The sequence below is a fragment of the Candidatus Salinivivens marinus genome, from assembly GCF_965655845.1.
Classification (GTDB): domain Bacteria; phylum Pseudomonadota; class Alphaproteobacteria; order Rhodobacterales; family Rhodobacteraceae; genus Salinivivens; species Salinivivens marinus.
In genome coordinates, this window is sequence record NZ_CBFHHX010000002.1 from 104,284 (window position 1) to 122,901 (window position 18,618).

An 18,618-nucleotide genomic window follows, 5' to 3' on the forward strand; every position below is an offset into this window, starting at 1 on the left:
TAATGCCTGAAAAAAAAGTGCTGTCTGCTCGCTTTCAGGCGAGTTTTTTGATGGATAATATATTAAGTGAGAAGCGTTTATTAGCAGATTTAAATTTAAATCTAATCATGCAAAATCTGAGTGCCGCCGATCGTGCGCGTTCACAACGCCTGCTGCTTAACACGCTACGGCATTTGGAGCGTGCAGATGCTTTACTACTTCCTTTGTTAAAAAAAAGACCAACTTTAAAAATTTTAAACATTCTTAGATTAGCAACTGTTGAAATTATGGATGATGGTGATGCACATGGTATTGTAAATGAGTACGTTTCTATTGTTGGAATGAACAAGCGACTGGAAAATTACAAAGGACTTGTGAATGCGGTTCTTAGGAAAATATCTAAAGTTGATAGGAGTTCTTGGAACAAGTTAGATATTCCTAAATTACCAAAATGGTTTCGGCAGCTACTTTTACAGGCATACGGTAGTTCAATTACACATAAAATTGAGAAGCAGCATTTAGAGCGTCCGCCTGTAGATATAACCATTAAGACCCCAGAACTAATAGACCGTTTTTCAACTGAATTGAAAGGCAAGCAGATCATTAAGCATAGTTTGCGATTAGAAAATGCCGGGCAAATATCTGAGCTTCCAGGTTTTAAAGAAGGACAGTGGTGGGTTCAAGATATCTCAGCCAGTATCCCTGTACATCTTTTTAATGATGTAAAAGGGAAATCTGCCCTCGATTTGTGTGCAGCTCCTGGCGGCAAAACTATGCAGTTATCCGCGGCTGGGGCTAATGTGACTGCTGTAGATATGTCCAAGGTTCGAGCCGCAAAACTAAAGGAAAACCTAGCTAGAACGTCTCTTAATGCAAATATAGTTATTTCTGATTTATTCAAAATTAAGGGGTTTTTTGACATTATCATTTTAGATGCTCCGTGTAGCGCAACTGGGACAGTCAGGCGTCACCCAGATTTACCTTATGTTAAATCACAAGCGGACCTAAAAAAATTATTTTGTTTACAATATAGCATGTTGGAACATGCAGTAAGTTTAATGAAGCCGACTACTCAATTAGTTTACTGCACCTGTTCATTGTTTCCGCAGGAGGGTGAGTGCCAAGTGAGGAAACTTTTAAACGATAAGCACGAAATAAGAGTGGATAAATATTTGCCTAAAGAGCTAGATTTCCTGGAAAAATATCGGACTGAGGAGGGCGGATTAAGGTTGCTCCCAATTCACTTGGCCGAGACAGGCGGAATTGATGGATTCTATATTGTAAAGCTTGTAAAAGTTTAATCTTCGCGATTAGATTATCTGAATTAATATGGTCATGACCCAGACGATTACTGCAAGATGTCAAGTTTCAGAATTAAATTTTTACGGGATTATAATTTATGATCTTTATACTGATTATAAGAAATTATTTCTTTAAACTTGGGCACGCATTTTGTGCTAGAACCGTGAAAAATTTTGCCAAATCGGAGCAATTTATTTCTAAACCCGGTCCGCGCTCCATTGGTAATATCTTGCTCGCAGACAAAATTTGTGATGGAAAACTCTTTGTTTTTGGAAATATTTTTGAACTTGGAGATAAAGTTATATGGGATCATTCGTTATCCAGTATTGAGAATTATGAGGAATTACATGGGTTCCCCTGGTTGGATGACTTGGCGGCTAGGGGAGATAAAGCGGCTGTGGAAATTGTCCAGAAGTGGGTTTTTAGCTGGATCGAAAAATATGGATCAGGTTCAGGTCCGGGCTGGACGCCCAAACTGACTAGCAAGCGCCTCATAAGACTTATCCACCATGAGGATACAATATTAAAGGGATTATCGGAAAAATATATAAGCGCTTATTTTAAGTCAATTTATAAGCATGCAAATTTCATATCCAAGCGGTTCTACAAAACTGACAAGTTGACTATGAATTTTGAGGCCATTGTTGGCGTGATATATTGCGGTCTATATATAGACGGATTTGAGCGTTTTATTACTGTTGGGACGGAGCATCTTTCTAGGGAGTGCAGAGATAAAATAGATGAAGATGGTGGTATTTTGTCAAGGAATCCCGAGGAGTTACTCGAAATATTTATGTACCTGGTTTGGGTTGCTCATGGTTTGCATGATGCTGATTGGACTCCAAGTCAAGCTCATATAGAGACTATAAATAGCATTGCACCAGTTTTACGCCATCTTCGGCATGTCGATGGAAACTTATGCCGTTTTAATGGTAGTTGTGTTAAATACCCAGGAGATCTAGATCGTTATTTATTTTTATCTGGAAACAAAAAGAAAACGACAAAAATTTTAAAAATGGGCTACGCGCGGATGGAGGGCGGGCGTACTAGTATCATACAGGATGCTGGTCGGTTACCTAATATTCCGTATTCTCATTTAGCACATGCCTCTGTTTTAGGATTTGAACTAACGCACGGCAGACAGCCGCTTATCGTTAATTGTGGCTCCGGGGTGAATTTTGGCAGGGACTGGCACAAAGCGGGTAGAGCGACGCAGTCTCATTCTATATTCTGTATAAAAGGTAAATCTTCTGCAAAACTTTTAAAGAGCTTATCTAGTAGATCGGCAATGGGAGATTTTTTAACTCAAGGCCCAACAGAAGTTATGGTAAACAAATCAAGGGTCGCAGGAGGGACTGAGCTGACTGTCTCTCATAATGCTTATGCTAATAAATATGGAGTTATCCTAGAGAGAAAGTTAGAACTTTCGGATAATGGGGACACTTTGATCGGTCAAGATCAGATTGAGCTACTTTCAACTCTTGGCAAATCAAAAGAGATTTCCGTTTATGGTATAGAGTATGAAGTGAGGTTTCACTTGCATCCTGACGTAACGGCGCAAATTTTAGATGATGATACAGTACAAATGAATTCAAAGTACTCAGGGACGTGGATTTTAGAAGCTTTTGATTTAGCTCCAAGTTTTCATCCTAGTTATTATTTTAGTGAAGGGCAGGCATCACCAATTCCCACCCAGCAGGTTATTTTTTCGGCAAAGTTTAATGATTTTTTAAAGCAAGTCAGGTGGTCTTTACAAAAATCCTATGATATCGAAACTTGAAATTTAAATTGTTTTCTCACGCGTTTTTTCGAACAAAAATAGGTATTTCCGTTGGAAAAATTTATAAAAATTAAACGAGCATTAATCTCTGTATCAAATAAAGCAGGCATCTTGGAACTTGCACAGGAACTTCAAGAAAGAAATGTTGAAATTGTTTCAACTGGAGGGAGCGCATCTATGCTGCGTGATGCAGGCTTTAATGTTAAAGAAGTGTCAGAATTAACAGGTTTCCCTGAAATGATGGATGGGCGTTTAAAAACGCTTCACCCAAGAGTGCATGGTGGTTTGCTTGCTGTAAGAGATGAAAAATCACATTTAGAAGCAATGGAAGCACATAAAATAAAGGAGATAGATCTATTAATAGTGAATCTGTACCCTTTTGCAGAAACCGTTAAGAGCGGTGCTGATTATACTCATTGTATTGAAAACATAGATATTGGCGGCCCAGCAATGATTAGAGCGGCCGCAAAGAACTTTAAGTATGTTACCACAGTGGTTGATAGCCAAGATTATGGAGATTTAATTGATGAATTAAATGTTAACAACGGATGCACCTCTTATACCTTCAGGCAAAAACTATCACAGAATGCTTTTTCGTTAACTGCCAATTATGATGCTATGGTTTCAACTTGGATGTTAGAGCAAGCTGGGCATATACAACCTCGGCGTCTCTCGTTTTCAGCAGCTTTATCACAAAATTTGAGGTACGGAGAAAATCCACACCAGAGCGCATCTTTTTACGTAGATGAAAGTATAAATAGTGGCATTGGTGCTGCGTATCAAATTCAAGGTAAAGAGTTGTCATATAACAATATAAATGATGCTGACGCCGCTCTCGAATTAGTGAATGAGTTTACGGAAAGTGATGGAGCAGCAGCTGTTATTATTAAGCATGCTAATCCGTGTGGCGTCGGTGTGGCAAATAATCTAGTTGAGGCTTATAAAGTGGCTTTACACTGTGATACGACTTCGGCTTTCGGAGGCATCGTTGCTGTAAATCAGATCATTGATGAGGAATCTGCGAGAGAAATTACCAAGGTCTTTACTGAAGTCGTCATTGCCCCAGGCATAACGGATGGTGGGCGTAAAGTCTTCTCTGCGAAAAGTAATCTCAGATTATTGATAGCAGAGAAGTCAACTAATCTGGCGTGTGAATCAAAAGTAATTAGGCATGTGTCTGGTGGTTACTTAGTTCAAGATAAAGATAGAAAGCCTTTATCACAAAATAGTTTGCGTGTTGTTACAAAAAGAAATCCTACAGATAGCGAGTTTCAAGATATGCTTTTTGCCTGGAAAGTTGCTAAGCACGTAAAATCAAATGCTATAGTATACGCAAAAGATCTTTGTACAGTTGGGATTGGGGCTGGACAGATGAGCCGTGTAGATAGTTGTATGATTGCAGCTAAGAAGGCTGAAGAGATGGCTAAAGCTCAGGGTTTAGATGAGCTTCCAACACAGGGATCTGCATTAGCGTCAGATGCCTTTTTCCCATTTGCAGATGGATTAGAGGCTGCAATTGAAGCAGGTGCGTCATCCATAATTCAGCCGGGTGGTTCAATTAGAGATAATGAAGTAATTAATGCGGCCAATGAGGCTGGGCTTGCCATGATTTTCACTGGAATGAGGCATTTTAAACATTAGAGGTAATATGTATAAAATTTTACAAATTGCGATAATTACGATACTGTGCGACCAGCTTTCTAAACTCACCATGCTGTATATTTTAGATTTACCGTCTGTGGGAATAATAGATGTTTTCCCTCCTTATTTACAATTCACTATGGCATGGAATTATGGGGTAAACTTTGGTTTGTTTGCAAACAACACAGAGATTATGCGCTGGGTTCTAATCATAATTGCTTTTTTAATTTGTTTTGTTGTGATTAGATGGTCGGTTTCAGAAAAATTTGGATCACTGGGCTTAGTCGCTTGTGGTTTTTTGGTTGGTGGGGCAGCTGGAAATGCTATCGATCGATTTTTTCATGGTGCAGTTGTTGATTTTCTAAATGTATCTTGTTGTGGAATATCCAACCCGTTTGCGTTTAATGTAGCAGATATCTTTATATTTTTTGGTGCTCTTGGATTGGTTATATTTTCAGGCAAACAGAATGAGAGTGACTGAAGCTGTTTCATCCGTTAATATTGTAATTAAATTTAGAATGGTATTTTATGTTCTGTAGGATTTCAGGAATCTTAGTCAGTTTATTTTTATTGAGTGCTTGTAGCAGTGATGATGCGAGACTTCGGGACCTTTATGATGTTGGGACAGGCCCCGAGGAATTTGCGGTATTACCTAGTAGGCCTCTAACAATACCAAACAATTTAACGAAGCTTCCAGTACCTGATGCATCAGCAGGTAATTTAGCAGATCCGACACCAAAGCGTGATTTGATTGAAAAGCTGGGCGGCAGCATTGATGATACTGATAGCATATCAAGAAGAGATAAAAACTTGTTGGAGTATGTATCGAGGGCTGGAGTAGACACTAATATTCGTGAAGAGCTTGCGGAAGAAGACCGGAAGTTTTTGCGTAGGATGGGCGTGTTAACAAGTGTTAAGCTTTTTCGAGTAGATAGATATAATCAAATATATCGGAAAATGACATTAAGTGCTCCAAAAGAGTTGAAGCGTTGGCGTTCGTTAGGCGTTCGTACACCTTCGATGTCTAGTGAATGATATTTTTATGTTAAAATATTTTGTGATAATATAAGCTCTGAATAGATTATTTCTGTTACTGTCAATAAATTATGGGTACAATTGCTTTAATTTAAAGTTTTCACGTTTTGAATATATAAATGTTTAATTAGAAAAAATTATATGAAAAAAAATACATATGTTTCTCCAGTGGGGGGGCTCCCATCGCAATCAAAATTACTAACGGACAGAGCTGTATTTAAAAGTGCTTATGCAGTAATTCCCCGTGGTTGTTTCACTGATATAGTTACTAGTTTTCTTCCTTTTTGGAAGCATATGAGGATGTGGGTTGTCGCCCGGCCAATGACAGGTTTTGCAGAAACATTTAGTCAGTATGTGGTGCAACTAGAACCAAACGGAGGAAGTGATAATCCGGAAGCTAACTCGGGGGTTCAGTCAGTGCTTTTTTTGACGTCTGGTTCAGCTGAATTAACAATTAACAGTGAAAGCTATATTCTGAAAAGTGGTAGTTACGCCTATATTCCAGCTGGTTCTGAATGGAGTATTTGGAGCAATTCTAATGAAGAAACTAATTTCCATTGGATTCGGAAATTATATAAAGATATCAATGGGGTCGAGCGTCCTGCAGCTTTCGTAAAAAATGAAAATGAATGCGAAGACATCGAAATGCCTAATTCTAACAACACGTGGTTTACTAAGCGCTTTGTTGAGCCTGATGATATTCGCCATGACATGCATGTTAATATTGTGACTTTTAAGCCTGGTGGTGTAATTCCTTTTGCGGAAACACATGTGATGGAACATGGAATATATATTCTTGAGGGAAAAGCTGTTTATCATCTTAATCAAGACTGGGTTGAGGTGGAGGCAGGAGACTTTTTGTGGCTTCGAGCTTTTTGCCCTCAGGCATGTTATGCAGGAGGACCAGGACCTTTCAGATATTTACTTTATAAGGATGTAAATAGGCATATGCCATTTTTATAAGTTTATTGGATATTTTTTTTAGGCACTATTAAGTAGAGAATTAATTCGGTTACTTTATCCAAATTTTCCGTGGCAAAACCAGCCTCCTGGTAGTTGCGCTCCATGAGCATAAAATAGCCATAAAAATTCTCCATCATTACATCGTACCTGCCAATAATCACGCACTCCACTTCGCCAATTATTATCTTCTATCCACCATTCTGGTGCAATCCGTTCTGGTCCCAATTTAGTTTTTACTTGGTATAATTTTTTCCGCCAAATAAAATGATCTTCTAGTCTTGAATGCTTTGGCACTTCTAATGCTTCCGGTGGCCATAAAAATGAAGGTCTATTGCGGTTTGAAGTTGGCCAGCTTTTCATATCATAATTTGACCATGCTGCATTTAAAACCTGCCACGATTTTTCAGGTATATGACTTTGAGCTGGTATGTGTCTGATAATTGCATCTAATCCAACTTTTGTTCCCAGCCGCGTTATTAGGTTTTTAAGTACGCTATTTTGATTTTTTATTACCTTTTCATGCAGATCCAAATTATTAATGGATTGAGATTGTGTGATAGGACCTACATTGATTGCTTCAAGTCGGATAATATCAATGCCAAAATTTGGTTTAATTTCATCTAATTTGAGCAGTAAAACAGAGAAGATACGTTCAGGATCATTAGTGAAACATGCCAGACTTACCAAAAGTGATTGTGTTTCATTATTATTAAAACCCAAATCAATTTTTAATTCCTGAAATCCTAAAACAGCAGTTTTTAATTTGTTACATAAACGAATAAGCAATTTTTCTATAGCGTTCTTGATATCCTCAATAAGCCCAATAGGTTCTGGAAAGCTTATTCTCACACCAAAATGCTTTTTGTCAGTCATTGGTGAAATTGTCTCTGGCACATGTCCTAGTGCCTGGTCTAATCTGGCAATCAATGTAGGGCCAAAGCGTCTGGTAAGAGGTGCCCTTGGTTGTTTCAACAGGTCTTTTACAGATTTTAAGCCAAGTTGGTTTAATTTAGTTACTATTTTATTTTCAATACGCAGTGATGCAATTGGAAGTTTAGCTAATGAGTTATAAGTATTTCCCGCTGGTGCAATGCGTATTGCATTATTTTTAAGTAATTGCGTCACTTGCTGTTTTGTATCGTCTATTTGTATTTTTTTTGTAGCACGGCTACGGGTTGCGCGAGCTTCTTGATCAATAGAATTACTTTTAAGGTAGCTTTCTGTTGGCTTGGGAGTAAAGCGAGCTAATGCCCAAGCACCTCCTACAGTATCAGCCACTCCACTTGTTACGGTCAAGCCGAATGTTTCTGTACGAGATACAATTAAATCAAGCATTCCTTCTTCACCACCAAATAAGTGTGCGCAACCTTTAATGTTAAGGATCACTCCGTCATAGTTGTCGGCTGCTACCCAAGGTGTGAATTGAGTATACCAACGACATAAGGCGTGTAGAAAAGTTAATTCGCATTTTACAGATCGAACACGGGTCATTAATTCTGGGCATATGGCTTTTGCATCTTGCAATGGCTGGCCGATATTTAATCCTGAATTATGTGCACCGAAAGATACGGAAGATAATGTTTGTGTATTACCATTATTTTCAATTATCGCAAGCTTATGATTTTTTTCGAATTTGAAAATTCGTTGTACCCGTTCTGCCCCAAAATATGGGAACCATAAAGAAATGTATCTTGGGTTTGACATTCTAATCTCAAATGTTCTTGTTTTGTTCTATCTATATAATAGATATATTGTCCAGTTTAATAATCAAGATTGATACTTTTTTTTCATATTCAGTGTGCTATATCCTTAATACTGGAGAATAAAAATGAAAACAAAAATTATATGTCTGGCATCAATAGCTTTTATTGCACTTCCTGTGTTCGCACATGAAGGTGTAAAAAATGATGCTGTGAAGCAGCGCATGCAGTTGATGACAGTAATTAAAGATACGATGGCAAAAATTGGTGCAATGGCACGTGGATTGGACCCATTTACTGAAGAAAGTGCAGAAAATGCTAAGCAAACACTATTGCTAGCCGCGGCAGATATTGAAGTCAAATTTAAATTAAATGAAACCGACCCACTATCAGAAAGTTCTCCAGCTATTTGGGAAAATTGGGAAGATTTTGTCGAAAAGGCCGATGATTTTGCATTTATGATTGAGGGTCTTGAAACAAGTTCTGCAGATACCCTGGCAGCTGGGCTTGGGAATATAGGCCAATCTTGTGGTTCATGTCACAAAGCTTATCGGATAAAAAAATAGACCGGTCATAATTTAATTTTAAATTAGGTTCTCTGCTTAAGCTTTAATGGATACTTAGAGCAATATTTTTCAGGGCCCCTGAGTTATACTGATTGCAAAATATTTTTTGCTGTGCAGGATATTAATAACAATGGGAGGACATTATGAGAACTCGTGCTGCAGTTGCAATAGAAGCTGGAAAACCACTGGAAGTGATGGACGTCAACCTTGAAGGGCCCAAGGCTGGTGAAGTTTTAGTGGAGATAAAAGCTACTGGCATATGTCATACGGACGAATTTACTTTATCTGGTTCTGACCCGGAAGGGCTGTTTCCGGCTATCCTGGGACATGAAGGAGCTGGTGTAGTTGTAGAAGTTGGTCCTGATGTTTTTGATCTAAAAGTTGGAGACCATGTAATCCCGTTATATACTCCCGAATGCAGGCAATGTGAATATTGTCTCCATCCCAAAACAAATCTTTGTCAAGCCATTAGAGAAACTCAAGGACGAGGCTTAATGCCAGACGGCACCACTCGGTTTAGTATGTTGGATGGTACTCCAATTCTACATTACATGGGCTGCTCGACCTTTTCTAATTTCACCGTTTTACCTGAGATCGCTTTGGCAAAGATTAATTCAAAGGCACCGTTTGATAAAGTTTGCTATATTGGTTGTGGTGTAACGACTGGAATTGGTGCTGTTATTAATACAGCCAAAGTTGAAATTGGAAGTCGGACTATTGTTTTCGGGTTGGGAGGCATTGGCCTTAACGTGATACAAGGACTTAGGTTAGCAGGTGCTGATCAAATTGTGGGAGTTGACCTAAACCCGCAGAAATCAAAAATGGCGAGAAAATTCGGTATGACGGATTATGTGAATCCAAACGAAGTTTCTGGGGATCTGGTTCAACATTTAGTAAATATAACGAAAGGTGGTGCAGATTATACGTTTGATGCCACTGGTAATGTTGAGGTAATGCGAGCAGCGTTAGAAAGTGCCCACAAAGGTTGGGGTGAAAGTATAATAATTGGAGTAGCCCCTGCGGGAGCGGAAATTTCTACTCGCCCATTTCAGCTTGTTACAGGTCGAGTATGGAAGGGAACAGCCTTTGGAGGTGCGCGCGGTCGCACAGATGTTCCAAAAATTGTGGACTGGTATATGGAAGGAAAAATCGAGATCGACCCGATGATTACTCACACTTTTGGGCTTGAAGAAATTAACAAAGGTTTCGATTTGATGCATACTGGAGAAAGCATTAGATCCGTAGTCGTGTACTAATTATAGACTAGTGCTGTCCGTATTTAGCCAAAAAAACTTGCACAACTCCATCTGCAACACGATCAATCTCGGCATCTGTAAATTTTTGTTGGATTCCAAATAGTGCTTTTGTGTAAAGGTCGGCTTTACACAATTCCGTAAACTGATCTGCTGCCAGGTATAGATCACTTATTTTCAAACAACCTTGTTGCTCTGCATATTTGAAATACTCGATAAGTTTAGATTGGCCCATTAAGGGACCATTTTCATAAAAACTTTTCCCTAAAATTGGGAATCGTTCGATTTCGGAAACGCAAATTCGAAAAATTTGTTGTGCTATATCTGAAACCAGCCAGTTAATTGTATAAGCTGCTGCTTGATGTAAAACCTTATCAACACTTTGTGTTTGATCAATTATTTTGAGCGCATTGTCGGCTTGGCTTTCACACTCTGACTTAGCGACCTCAATAAATAAGCTCTGTTTGTCTGGAAAATAACTATAAAGAGTGGCCTTACTTACTTTTGCGGTTTGTGCAATTACATCCATATTTGCCGCTTCAAAACCCTCGCTCAAAAAAATAGATCGAGCGCCTGAAATAACTTGTTGATATTTCCGTCCCTTATTTATTTTTTCTTTACTCATTATGGGAGCCTATCATTTTGCAAGTTTTTGTAAACTTACTAATTACTGGTAATTCGCGCACATTTTGATTAGGTAGTCGAGGACTGAAGCAATAATTTATGCATCAACTTGAAACATTTTCTAATTTTGGTTGACCACTCTAAATTAGCTGCTAACCCTTCTATATGATCAGCATTTTCTTACAAACGGCACCTTTTTTTTTAATAGTAGCCATCGGTTATTTTTCTGGAAAATATAAGTTTTTGGGCAAACGTGGAACGGATGCAATAACAAAATTTGTTTTTTATTTTGCCTTATCTGCGATGCTTTTTCGATTTTCAGCACAGCTTGAGATTAATAAAATTTTCGATTTGAAATTTGTTGGATGTTATGTGGTTGCAACGTTATTTCTTTATCTTCTTGTAATCTCGGCAAGTTATTTTTCAGGCAATAAGTTCGAAACGTCAGTTTTTGATGCTCAAATCGCAACAATTGGAAATACTGGGTTTTTAGGTATCCCTCTATTGGCCACCTTAGTTGGCCCGCAGTCAGTTGGCTATGTTATGATGATCCTAGCAACAGATTTCGCAATCTTTGGCACACTTATAGTTGTTTTAATAATGGTATCCCGGGACAGAAAATGGGGAATAAGATCATTAAAACCTATTATTAAAGGACTATTTCAAAATCCAATGATTGTGTCTTTTTCTTTGGGACTCGTCTGGGGTTATTTAAATTTTCAAACACCAAAATTTTTAAGTGATTTTTTGGTAATTTTAGGACAGGCAGCCACTCCGGGTGCATTATTTGCAATTGGTGCGTCACTATCTTTTCGAAAAGTAGATGATCCAACATCTGCATTCTGGTTGAGCTTTCTCAAATTATTTGCCCATCCGTTTTTGGTTGGTATTATGGCTTTCTATCTATTTTACATTGAGCCATATGCAGCGGCGGTAATGGTTATAACGGCCTCTTTGCCAGTTGCAGGTAACACCTTTATGTTGGCTCAACATTATAAAATAGACCCTGAGCGTATATCTGCGGCTATATTGCTTTCTACACTTTTTAGTGCACTAACTGTTACATTTACAATTGCGCTGGTTCTGTAGTTATGACTTAGATAAGCTGATAAGTAGATTAGAATGTATATTTAACGAAAGTGAGTATCGACAATAAAAGTTATGGATATTGTTTCAGAAAATAAAATGTTCGACGGAGTACAAGGCGTATATAAACATAAATCAACAGCGTTGAAGTGCAGTATGAATTTTGCAGTGTTTATGCCTAATGCACCTAGAAATACGCAAATACCGGTTTTATGGTTTTTATCGGGTTTAACCTGCACCCACGAGAATGCGATGCTTAAGGCAGGAATGCAAAAGTTTGCGCAACTTCATAAAATTGCAGTAGTTTTTCCAGATACTTCTCCTCGAGGAAAAAATATTCCAGATGATGATTCATATGATCTCGGGCAGGGGGCCGGTTTCTATCTTAATGCTACTCAATCGCCGTGGAAAGAAAATTATCAGATGTGGGATTATCTTATTTCAGAGTTACCCAGTGTGATAGAAAAAAACTTTAATGTTGATATTTCGAGGCAGTCTGTGATGGGTCATTCAATGGGCGGGCATGGCGCATTGTTACTCGCTTTTCAAATGAATATTAAATTTAGATCGGTATCAGCGTTAGCTCCAATTTGTAATCCAATGGAGTCAGATTGGGGTCGCAAGCAATTTTCTGCCTATTTAGGAAGCGATAAAAACTTATGGGAAAACTACGACGCTAGTGTCGTTGCGCAGCATACAAATTTTTCTGGCCCTATTTTAGTTGATACAGGATCTGACGATGAATATATCGATCTATTGTTAATAGACAGTCTTTCCAAGGTTTTAAAAGAGAGAAAAATGAATGCTATTTTTCGGATGAATAATGGGTACGATCACAGCTATTACTTTATAGCGACATTTATGGAAGAGCATATGAATTTTCATGCAAAGGCACTCTTTGGAAACTAAAGTTAGTCGTGATCGGTGAGCGCTATGGATGTAGAATATATTAATTATGACGAGGGTAATTCTTTATTGGATTGGCTTGAGCTTGTGAACGCAATTGAGAGTGGGCATCAAATGCCCAAGGCGCAAGTTCAAGATACTTTTATCTATAGAGAGGAGGATACGCTTTTATCTCGTTCTGCATGGATTGATGGGCTGGGATTAGCTGTTAAGTCCGCCACAATCTTTCCAAAAAACTCAATGCATTCGATACCAAAAGTAAATGGTGCAGTAAGTTTGTTTTCTGACAAAACTGGAGTCCTAGAAGCAATTCTAGATTTTCACCTTGTTACAAAATGGAAGACAGCCGGTGATAGTATTACAGCAGCGCTCCGTTTGGCACGACCTGATAGTAAAAATATTCTGATAGTTGGGGCAGGGACTGTAGGACAGAGCCTTTTTGATTCCTACTCTGCGGCCTTTCCTAAGGCTAATTTCCTAGTGTGGAACCGTACTCATGAACGAGCATTGTATATGGTTAAAAACAAAAGTAATGCGGTGGCTGTAGAAAACTTGGAGGCGGGTGTTAAAAGCGCTGACATTATAACTTGCGCTACCATGTCGAAACAACCAATTATCAAAGGGGAATGGCTTATACCTGGTCAGCATCTCGACCTGATTGGTGCCTATAGACCTGACATGCGAGAAGTTGATGATTCAGCGCTATGCCGAAGTACAAAATTTGTTGATAGCTATGATACGACCCTGGATCATATTGGTGAATTAAAAATTCCATTGAAAAATAATGTTATTTCCAGGGCAGATATTCTGGCAGATTTTTATGGACTTGGTAATTTTATACGCAGATCAAATGATGAAATTACATTTTTTAAAAATGGTGGAGGCGCTCATTTGGACCTGATAGTTGCCAAATATATTTTGACTGCATGGGAAAAAAATAAATATCCAAAAAGTTGAAATAATATTAGTTTATGCTGATTTGTACTGCTAGACCCAAGATTTCTGCTGTTCTCTTATGGGCAAATGCACAAGAGCGCTAAATGCGCCAACAGCTATCCCAATCCACCAGACAAGATTATAGTTTCCATAAACATCATATAGTCTGCCTCCAAGCCATATTCCCATGAAGCCTCCAAGTTGATGTGAAAAAAATACAATACCATAAAGCGTACCCATGTAACGCAGGCCATAAATTTGAGCAATCAGCCCACTTGTTAGAGGAACAGTAGCAAGCCACAAAGAACCCATAAGGAGCGAAAACAACACAACTGATATCGGTGTGATCGGCGCTAATATAAATACCGTACAGACCATAGTACGACCAAGGTATATGGATGATAAAAGGTACTTTTTAGAATATGTTTTGCCGAGGTATCCAGCGCCAAGGGTGCCCGCAATATTTGCCAGTCCAATTAACGAAATGGATATAGCACCCAGCGCAGAGGTAGAAGTAATTCCTAAATTGTATATTGCTGTTGTAGGTAGTATTGGGTTGCACATTTCGGTAACAAAAGCTGGAAAGTGTGCAGTTAGGAAACCTAATTGATAACCACAACTAAAAAATCCTAGAAATATCATTGAGTAACTTGGGTCCACTACTGCTTTTCCGACCAGTTCCCTCATACTTTGTGTTACATGTCTTTGGGTATCCGCTACAGAAACTCGCATGAAAGGCAGTAAAAGTAGGGTTGATAAAATAGTAATAGAAAATATCAAAAAAACTGATTGCCATGGCATGTAATGTAAAAGCAATTCTCCAATAGGTGCACCAAGTACTTGTCCAGCGCTTCCAGAAGCCGTCGCAATTGCTAGTGACATAGATCTATTTTTCTCCGAACTAGCGCGCCCGACAACTGCCAGGATTACTCCAAAACCGGTGCCGGCAACGCCGAAACCAACTAAAATTTCGTAAAACTGATGAGCCTGAGGGGTCACTGCTGCGGATGATAAAAGAAGTCCAAAAGCGTATGTAAATCCTCCTAAAATTATCGCACGACGATCACCAATTTTTTCTGCTAGTGCGCTAAAGATCGGCTGACCTATGCCCCACGCAAGATTCTGTAGGGCTATAGCTAGAGAAAACTCAGACCTAAGCCAATTGAACTCTTCAGCAATCGGTATCTGAAATACGCCAAAAGAGGATCGTATTGCGAAGCTTATAAGTATTATCACGCAACCGACGATTAATACTGAGTTAAATATTGAATTTTTGGCTACCATGCTTAACTTTCCAGCGACACTTCTAGGTATAAATAGTTTTAATTGATAAATTAACCCTTGCGATAATTACTACTTCAAGTAAACCCAAATAATGGAGACACTTGTTGATACATACAAAAGAAATGTTAGCTTAGGTAAAATCCAAAGAGAGAAGGCGCAGGAAGAGCTCTTAACCAGGTTTGATGCGTTACGTATTTCGGTTGAAAAAAAACAAAGAAAACTTTTGTTTTCAAAGTCTCCAGTCACACCAAAAGGAATATACGTTTGGGGTGGCGTGGGCTGCGGGAAATCCATGATCATGGATATGTTTGTGGCCTCTCTTAAAGTTGCGGTTCGGCGGATGCATTTCCACTCCTTTATGCAAGAAGTTCAATCATCGCTGAACTTAGCGCGACAAAGTAAAGTAAAAGATGCATTGGTGCCTGTAGTAAAAAAAATTACTGATGAATTAAATATTATAGCACTGGACGAGTTGCAAATCAAAGATATCGCTGATGCCATGATAGTCGGTAGGTTATTTGAAGCTCTCATAAAGGGGGGCATGACAGTAGTAATAACGTCTAATAGACCCCCTATTGATTTATATAAAAATGGATTGAATAGAGATTTATTTTTACCATTCATCAGCTTTATTGAGGCGAACTTTGATGTTTTCGAAGTCTCTGGTGTTAAAGATTATCGGCAGACCTTGATTGCTGGTGATAAAGTTTATTTTTCTCCTCTAAATTTAGAAAGCAGAGACTACATGGACTTACTTTGGTCCAATCTCACGGGAAATTCTAGCCACGAGTTTACTCTCACGTTTAAAGGTCGGGAAATAAGATTCCCTTTTTATAAAGATGGCGTTGCTAGGTTTGATTTTTTTGAGATTTGTGGGCAGATGTTAGGCCCGGGCGATTATTTGGCAATTATTGATGCCGTGAGAGTTCTCATGATTGATAATATTCCCCAGCTCAGTCGTTCAAATTTTAATGAAGCGAAGCGTTTTGTTACGCTTATTGATGCTGCCTATGAATCAAAAATAAGATTCATATGTTCCGCTGCTGCAGAACCTGAAATGTTGTATACGGAAGGCGAAGGTTCCTTTGAATTCGGACGAACAGCTAGTCGCTTGAGAGAGATGCAGTCAAAAACTTGGCTTAATGCAAGTTGAATTACTCTCCCAATAATAATTTGCCTGTATGATGCCTACGTCTTGGGAGAGTAATTAACTATTATGGATTTGATCACTTTATTTTGTTGGTAGTAAAACCTACATTGGCATTTTTCATTAACCCATGCGAATCATTAAACATGAAGTATGCGAATCAGTCAAGCATGTGATTCGGTCAATTGATCTCATATTTTTGAAGTGCAAGTACATGACCTGCTAAGTATAGAGATCCACATATAATTATTCGTGGATTTTCTGAATGCTGCTTAATCAATTTAAATGCCGATTCCAATGAGTCACACGAATTAGATACCATACCAACGTTTGCTGCTTCTTGTGATGTCTCATGACCGGATAAAGTATTATTCTCCTCAGGTATTGAAATACCAAATAACTTATCAATTTGAGAGGACAAAGGGTTCATAAAGCCTTTTATGTCTTTGGTATTAAGCATCCCGCAGATTGCATAAGTAGGACGGGGCTTTAATTTTGATAAGTGAGCAGCTATCGCTTCTCCAGCTGCGGGATTGTGCCCCCCATCAAGCCATATTTCTGCTGAGGGATACAACTTGTTGAGCAATCCGTCCTTAAGTTTTTGCATTCTAGCTGGCCAGCTTGCATTGGTTGTTACACTGTCAAAGTTTTTTATTAGTCCATTATCTAGCAGCCTCAACGTTTGAAGCGCACATCCAGCGTTAATTATTTGATGACCACCCGCTAAATTTGGATAGGGTAGGTCTAATAACCCCTGGCCATCTTGATAGATCAATCTGCCTCTTTCTTCCCAAGCCAGCCAGTCTTTTCCATACGAATAAATAGGAGCGTTTAATTCTAACGCTCTATCTTCGATAATCTTTAAGGCTTGCTCATTTTGTAAACTGATAACAACAGGAGTATTTCTTTTAATTATCCCAGCCTTTTCGGATGCTATCTTTTCTATAGAATTACCAAGAAATTGCTCGTGGTCAAAAGATATTGGTGTAATGACTGCTAGAGCAGGTTTCTCAACCACATTAGTTGCATCTAAACGTCCTCCAAGTCCTACCTCCAAAAGTGTATAATCTGCGTTTTTTCGGCTCATGGCTAGCATCGCAGCACAGGTAGTAATTTCAAAATAAGTAATTTCTTTGCCAGCATTTGCTTCGTAGCATTCATCCAAAAGCTGGGATAATTCAGTTTCTGTTATTAATTTACCTGCTAACCTAATCCGCTCGTTAAAGTGTATTAAATGTGGTGAAGTATACGTATGTACAGATCTGCCAGAGCTTTCCAAACCTGCGCGGATCATTGATAAGGTACTACCCTTCCCATTTGTTCCGGCAATATGAATAACAGCTGGCAGTTTTTTGTGAGGGCTATTAAGAGCCTCGAGTAAGGTGAAAACTCTATCTAACGTTAAATCAATAACCTTCGGGTGAAGATCCATCATTCTTTTAAGGATCTTGTCAGAGCTTTTGGATATCATTTAGAGTTTTCTTCGGCTTCTTCCGATGGGTTATCTTGCGGAGGCTTCGGTAAGTCTCCAACAACTACTGGACTTAGACCCAGAAGCATTCGTATAATTTTAATTAATTCACTTCTTATTTTAGTCCTAGGTGTAACAAGGTCCAACATTCCATGATCGAGTAGATATTCAGCTCTTTGGAAACCTTCTGGTAGTTTTTCCCGAATTGTTTGCTCGATTACCCTCGGCCCCGCAAAACAAATTAGCGCGTTAGGCTCCGAAATCTGAACGTCGCCAAGCATTGCATATGATGCAGTTACTCCTCCCGTTGTGGGATGTGTAAGAATTACAATGTACGGCAAGTTAGCCTCTTTCAATAATTGGATCGCAACAGTGGTTCTTGGCATCTGCATCAGGCTTAAAATTCCTTCCTGCATTCTAGCACCCCCTGCTGCGGAGAAAAGAACCAATGGGCGATTTAATTCAACGGCTCTTTCTGCCGCAGTAATTATTGCATTACCAACATACATGCCCATTGATCCTCCCATAAACGAAAAATCTTGGGCTGCTGCCACTATCGGAGTTCTGCCAATTTCACCTTCTGCAACTAACATAGCCTCTTGCTCAGCACTCTTTTTCTGCGCCGCTTTCATCCGATCTGGATATTTTTTTTGGTCTTTAAATTGTAATGGATCGGTAATAGGCTTTGGTACATTTATTTCAACAAAAACACCCCCATCAAACAGATTTTTGAAACGTTCGCGTGGGGTAATTGGCATATGATGACCACACTCGATACAGACATTTAAGTTATCCTGCAATTCTCTGTGAAAGAGCATTGTTCCGCATTCATCGCATTTTGACCAAAGATTTTCCGGCACTTCGCGACGAGAAAAGATAGAATTTATGCGGGGTCGGACGTAATTTGATATCCAATTCATTTCACATTCCTAATCACACAGTGTT

Annotated in this window: 17 protein-coding genes; 12 read left to right on the forward strand and 5 right to left on the reverse strand. The window is 38.9% G+C overall.

Annotated elements, in window-relative coordinates; translation table 11 throughout:
* Positions 1-2: 2 nt before the first annotated feature.
* The 6 genes from ACTF5Q_RS02745 to ACTF5Q_RS02770 all read left to right on the forward strand — a co-directional run bounded on the left by ACTF5Q_RS02745 (position 3) and on the right by ACTF5Q_RS02770 (position 6,700).
* Entirely contained in the window at positions 3-1,280 is a 1,278-nt protein-coding gene (locus tag ACTF5Q_RS02745; RefSeq protein ID WP_438953170.1) for an RsmB/NOP family class I SAM-dependent RNA methyltransferase, read from the forward strand.
* Between the two features lie 98 nt (positions 1,281-1,378).
* Positions 1,379-3,061 (forward strand): heparinase II/III family protein, encoded by a 1,683-nt coding sequence (locus tag ACTF5Q_RS02750; protein ID WP_438953171.1) that lies wholly within the window; start codon positions 1,379-1,381, stop codon positions 3,059-3,061.
* A gap of 51 nt (positions 3,062-3,112) precedes the next feature.
* Complete coding sequence (gene purH / locus ACTF5Q_RS02755; RefSeq protein ID WP_438953172.1) at positions 3,113-4,702, forward strand: bifunctional phosphoribosylaminoimidazolecarboxamide formyltransferase/IMP cyclohydrolase; 1,590 nt, start codon at positions 3,113-3,115, stop codon at positions 4,700-4,702.
* 7 nt (positions 4,703-4,709) lie between these two features.
* A complete protein-coding gene (gene lspA / locus ACTF5Q_RS02760) occupies positions 4,710-5,183 on the forward strand; it encodes a signal peptidase II (RefSeq protein WP_438953173.1) in 474 nt (157 codons plus the stop codon).
* 89 nt (positions 5,184-5,272) lie between these two features.
* Positions 5,273-5,737: a DUF3035 domain-containing protein gene (locus ACTF5Q_RS02765; protein ID WP_438953174.1), complete on the forward strand. Its 465-nt coding sequence runs from the start codon at positions 5,273-5,275 to the stop codon at positions 5,735-5,737.
* A 141-nt stretch (positions 5,738-5,878) separates the two neighbouring features.
* Positions 5,879-6,700, forward strand: a complete 822-nt coding sequence (locus ACTF5Q_RS02770; protein ID WP_438953175.1) for a bifunctional allantoicase/(S)-ureidoglycine aminohydrolase — start codon at positions 5,879-5,881, stop codon at positions 6,698-6,700.
* Between the two features lie 54 nt (positions 6,701-6,754).
* Here the strand turns inward: ACTF5Q_RS02770 and ACTF5Q_RS02775 are convergent, their stop codons facing one another.
* On the reverse strand, positions 6,755-8,404 hold the full coding sequence (locus ACTF5Q_RS02775; protein WP_438953176.1) for a DinB/UmuC family translesion DNA polymerase: 1,650 nt from the start codon (positions 8,402-8,404) through the stop codon (positions 6,755-6,757).
* 124 nt (positions 8,405-8,528) lie between these two features.
* Between ACTF5Q_RS02775 and ACTF5Q_RS02780 the strand changes: the two genes are divergently transcribed.
* Positions 8,529-8,966, forward strand: a complete 438-nt coding sequence (locus tag ACTF5Q_RS02780; RefSeq protein WP_438953177.1) for a c-type cytochrome — start codon at positions 8,529-8,531, stop codon at positions 8,964-8,966.
* Between the two features lie 143 nt (positions 8,967-9,109).
* On the forward strand, positions 9,110-10,222 hold the full coding sequence (locus ACTF5Q_RS02785; RefSeq protein WP_438953178.1) for an S-(hydroxymethyl)glutathione dehydrogenase/class III alcohol dehydrogenase: 1,113 nt from the start codon (positions 9,110-9,112) through the stop codon (positions 10,220-10,222).
* A 7-nt stretch (positions 10,223-10,229) separates the two neighbouring features.
* Here the strand turns inward: ACTF5Q_RS02785 and ACTF5Q_RS02790 are convergent, their stop codons facing one another.
* The gene (locus ACTF5Q_RS02790) at positions 10,230-10,844 is read right to left on the reverse strand and encodes a TetR/AcrR family transcriptional regulator (RefSeq protein ID WP_153692514.1); all 615 of its coding nucleotides are present in this window, start codon (positions 10,842-10,844) and stop codon (positions 10,230-10,232) included.
* Between the two features lie 164 nt (positions 10,845-11,008).
* On the opposite strand from ACTF5Q_RS02790, the gene ACTF5Q_RS02795 reads away from it, so the two are divergent.
* From ACTF5Q_RS02795 to ACTF5Q_RS02805, 3 genes are all read left to right on the forward strand, one after another.
* Entirely contained in the window at positions 11,009-11,932 is a 924-nt protein-coding gene (locus ACTF5Q_RS02795; RefSeq protein ID WP_438953179.1) for an AEC family transporter, read from the forward strand.
* Between the two features lie 72 nt (positions 11,933-12,004).
* Complete coding sequence (fghA, locus tag ACTF5Q_RS02800) at positions 12,005-12,838, forward strand: S-formylglutathione hydrolase (RefSeq protein ID WP_438953180.1); 834 nt, start codon at positions 12,005-12,007, stop codon at positions 12,836-12,838.
* A 24-nt stretch (positions 12,839-12,862) separates the two neighbouring features.
* Entirely contained in the window at positions 12,863-13,792 is a 930-nt protein-coding gene (locus ACTF5Q_RS02805; RefSeq protein ID WP_438953181.1) for an ornithine cyclodeaminase family protein, read from the forward strand.
* Between the two features lie 30 nt (positions 13,793-13,822).
* On the opposite strand, the gene ACTF5Q_RS02810 is transcribed toward ACTF5Q_RS02805, so the two are convergent.
* Positions 13,823-15,055 carry an MFS transporter gene (locus ACTF5Q_RS02810; protein ID WP_438953182.1) on the reverse strand — a complete coding sequence of 411 codons (1,233 nt, stop codon included), beginning with the start codon at positions 15,053-15,055 and terminating at the stop codon, positions 13,823-13,825.
* Positions 15,056-15,146: 91 nt separating this feature from the next.
* On the opposite strand from ACTF5Q_RS02810, the gene zapE reads away from it, so the two are divergent.
* The gene (gene zapE, locus ACTF5Q_RS02815) at positions 15,147-16,208 is read left to right on the forward strand and encodes a cell division protein ZapE (RefSeq protein WP_438953183.1); all 1,062 of its coding nucleotides are present in this window, start codon (positions 15,147-15,149) and stop codon (positions 16,206-16,208) included.
* 175 nt (positions 16,209-16,383) lie between these two features.
* Here zapE and ACTF5Q_RS02820 read toward each other — a convergent pair whose 3' ends face one another.
* On the reverse strand, positions 16,384-17,673 hold the full coding sequence (locus ACTF5Q_RS02820) for a bifunctional folylpolyglutamate synthase/dihydrofolate synthase (protein ID WP_438953184.1): 1,290 nt from the start codon (positions 17,671-17,673) through the stop codon (positions 16,384-16,386).
* Positions 17,670-18,593 (reverse strand): acetyl-CoA carboxylase, carboxyltransferase subunit beta, encoded by a 924-nt coding sequence (accD, locus tag ACTF5Q_RS02825; RefSeq protein ID WP_438953185.1) that lies wholly within the window; start codon positions 18,591-18,593, stop codon positions 17,670-17,672. Before accD ends, ACTF5Q_RS02820 begins: the two co-directional genes overlap by 4 nt.
* Positions 18,594-18,618 lie beyond the last annotated feature (25 nt).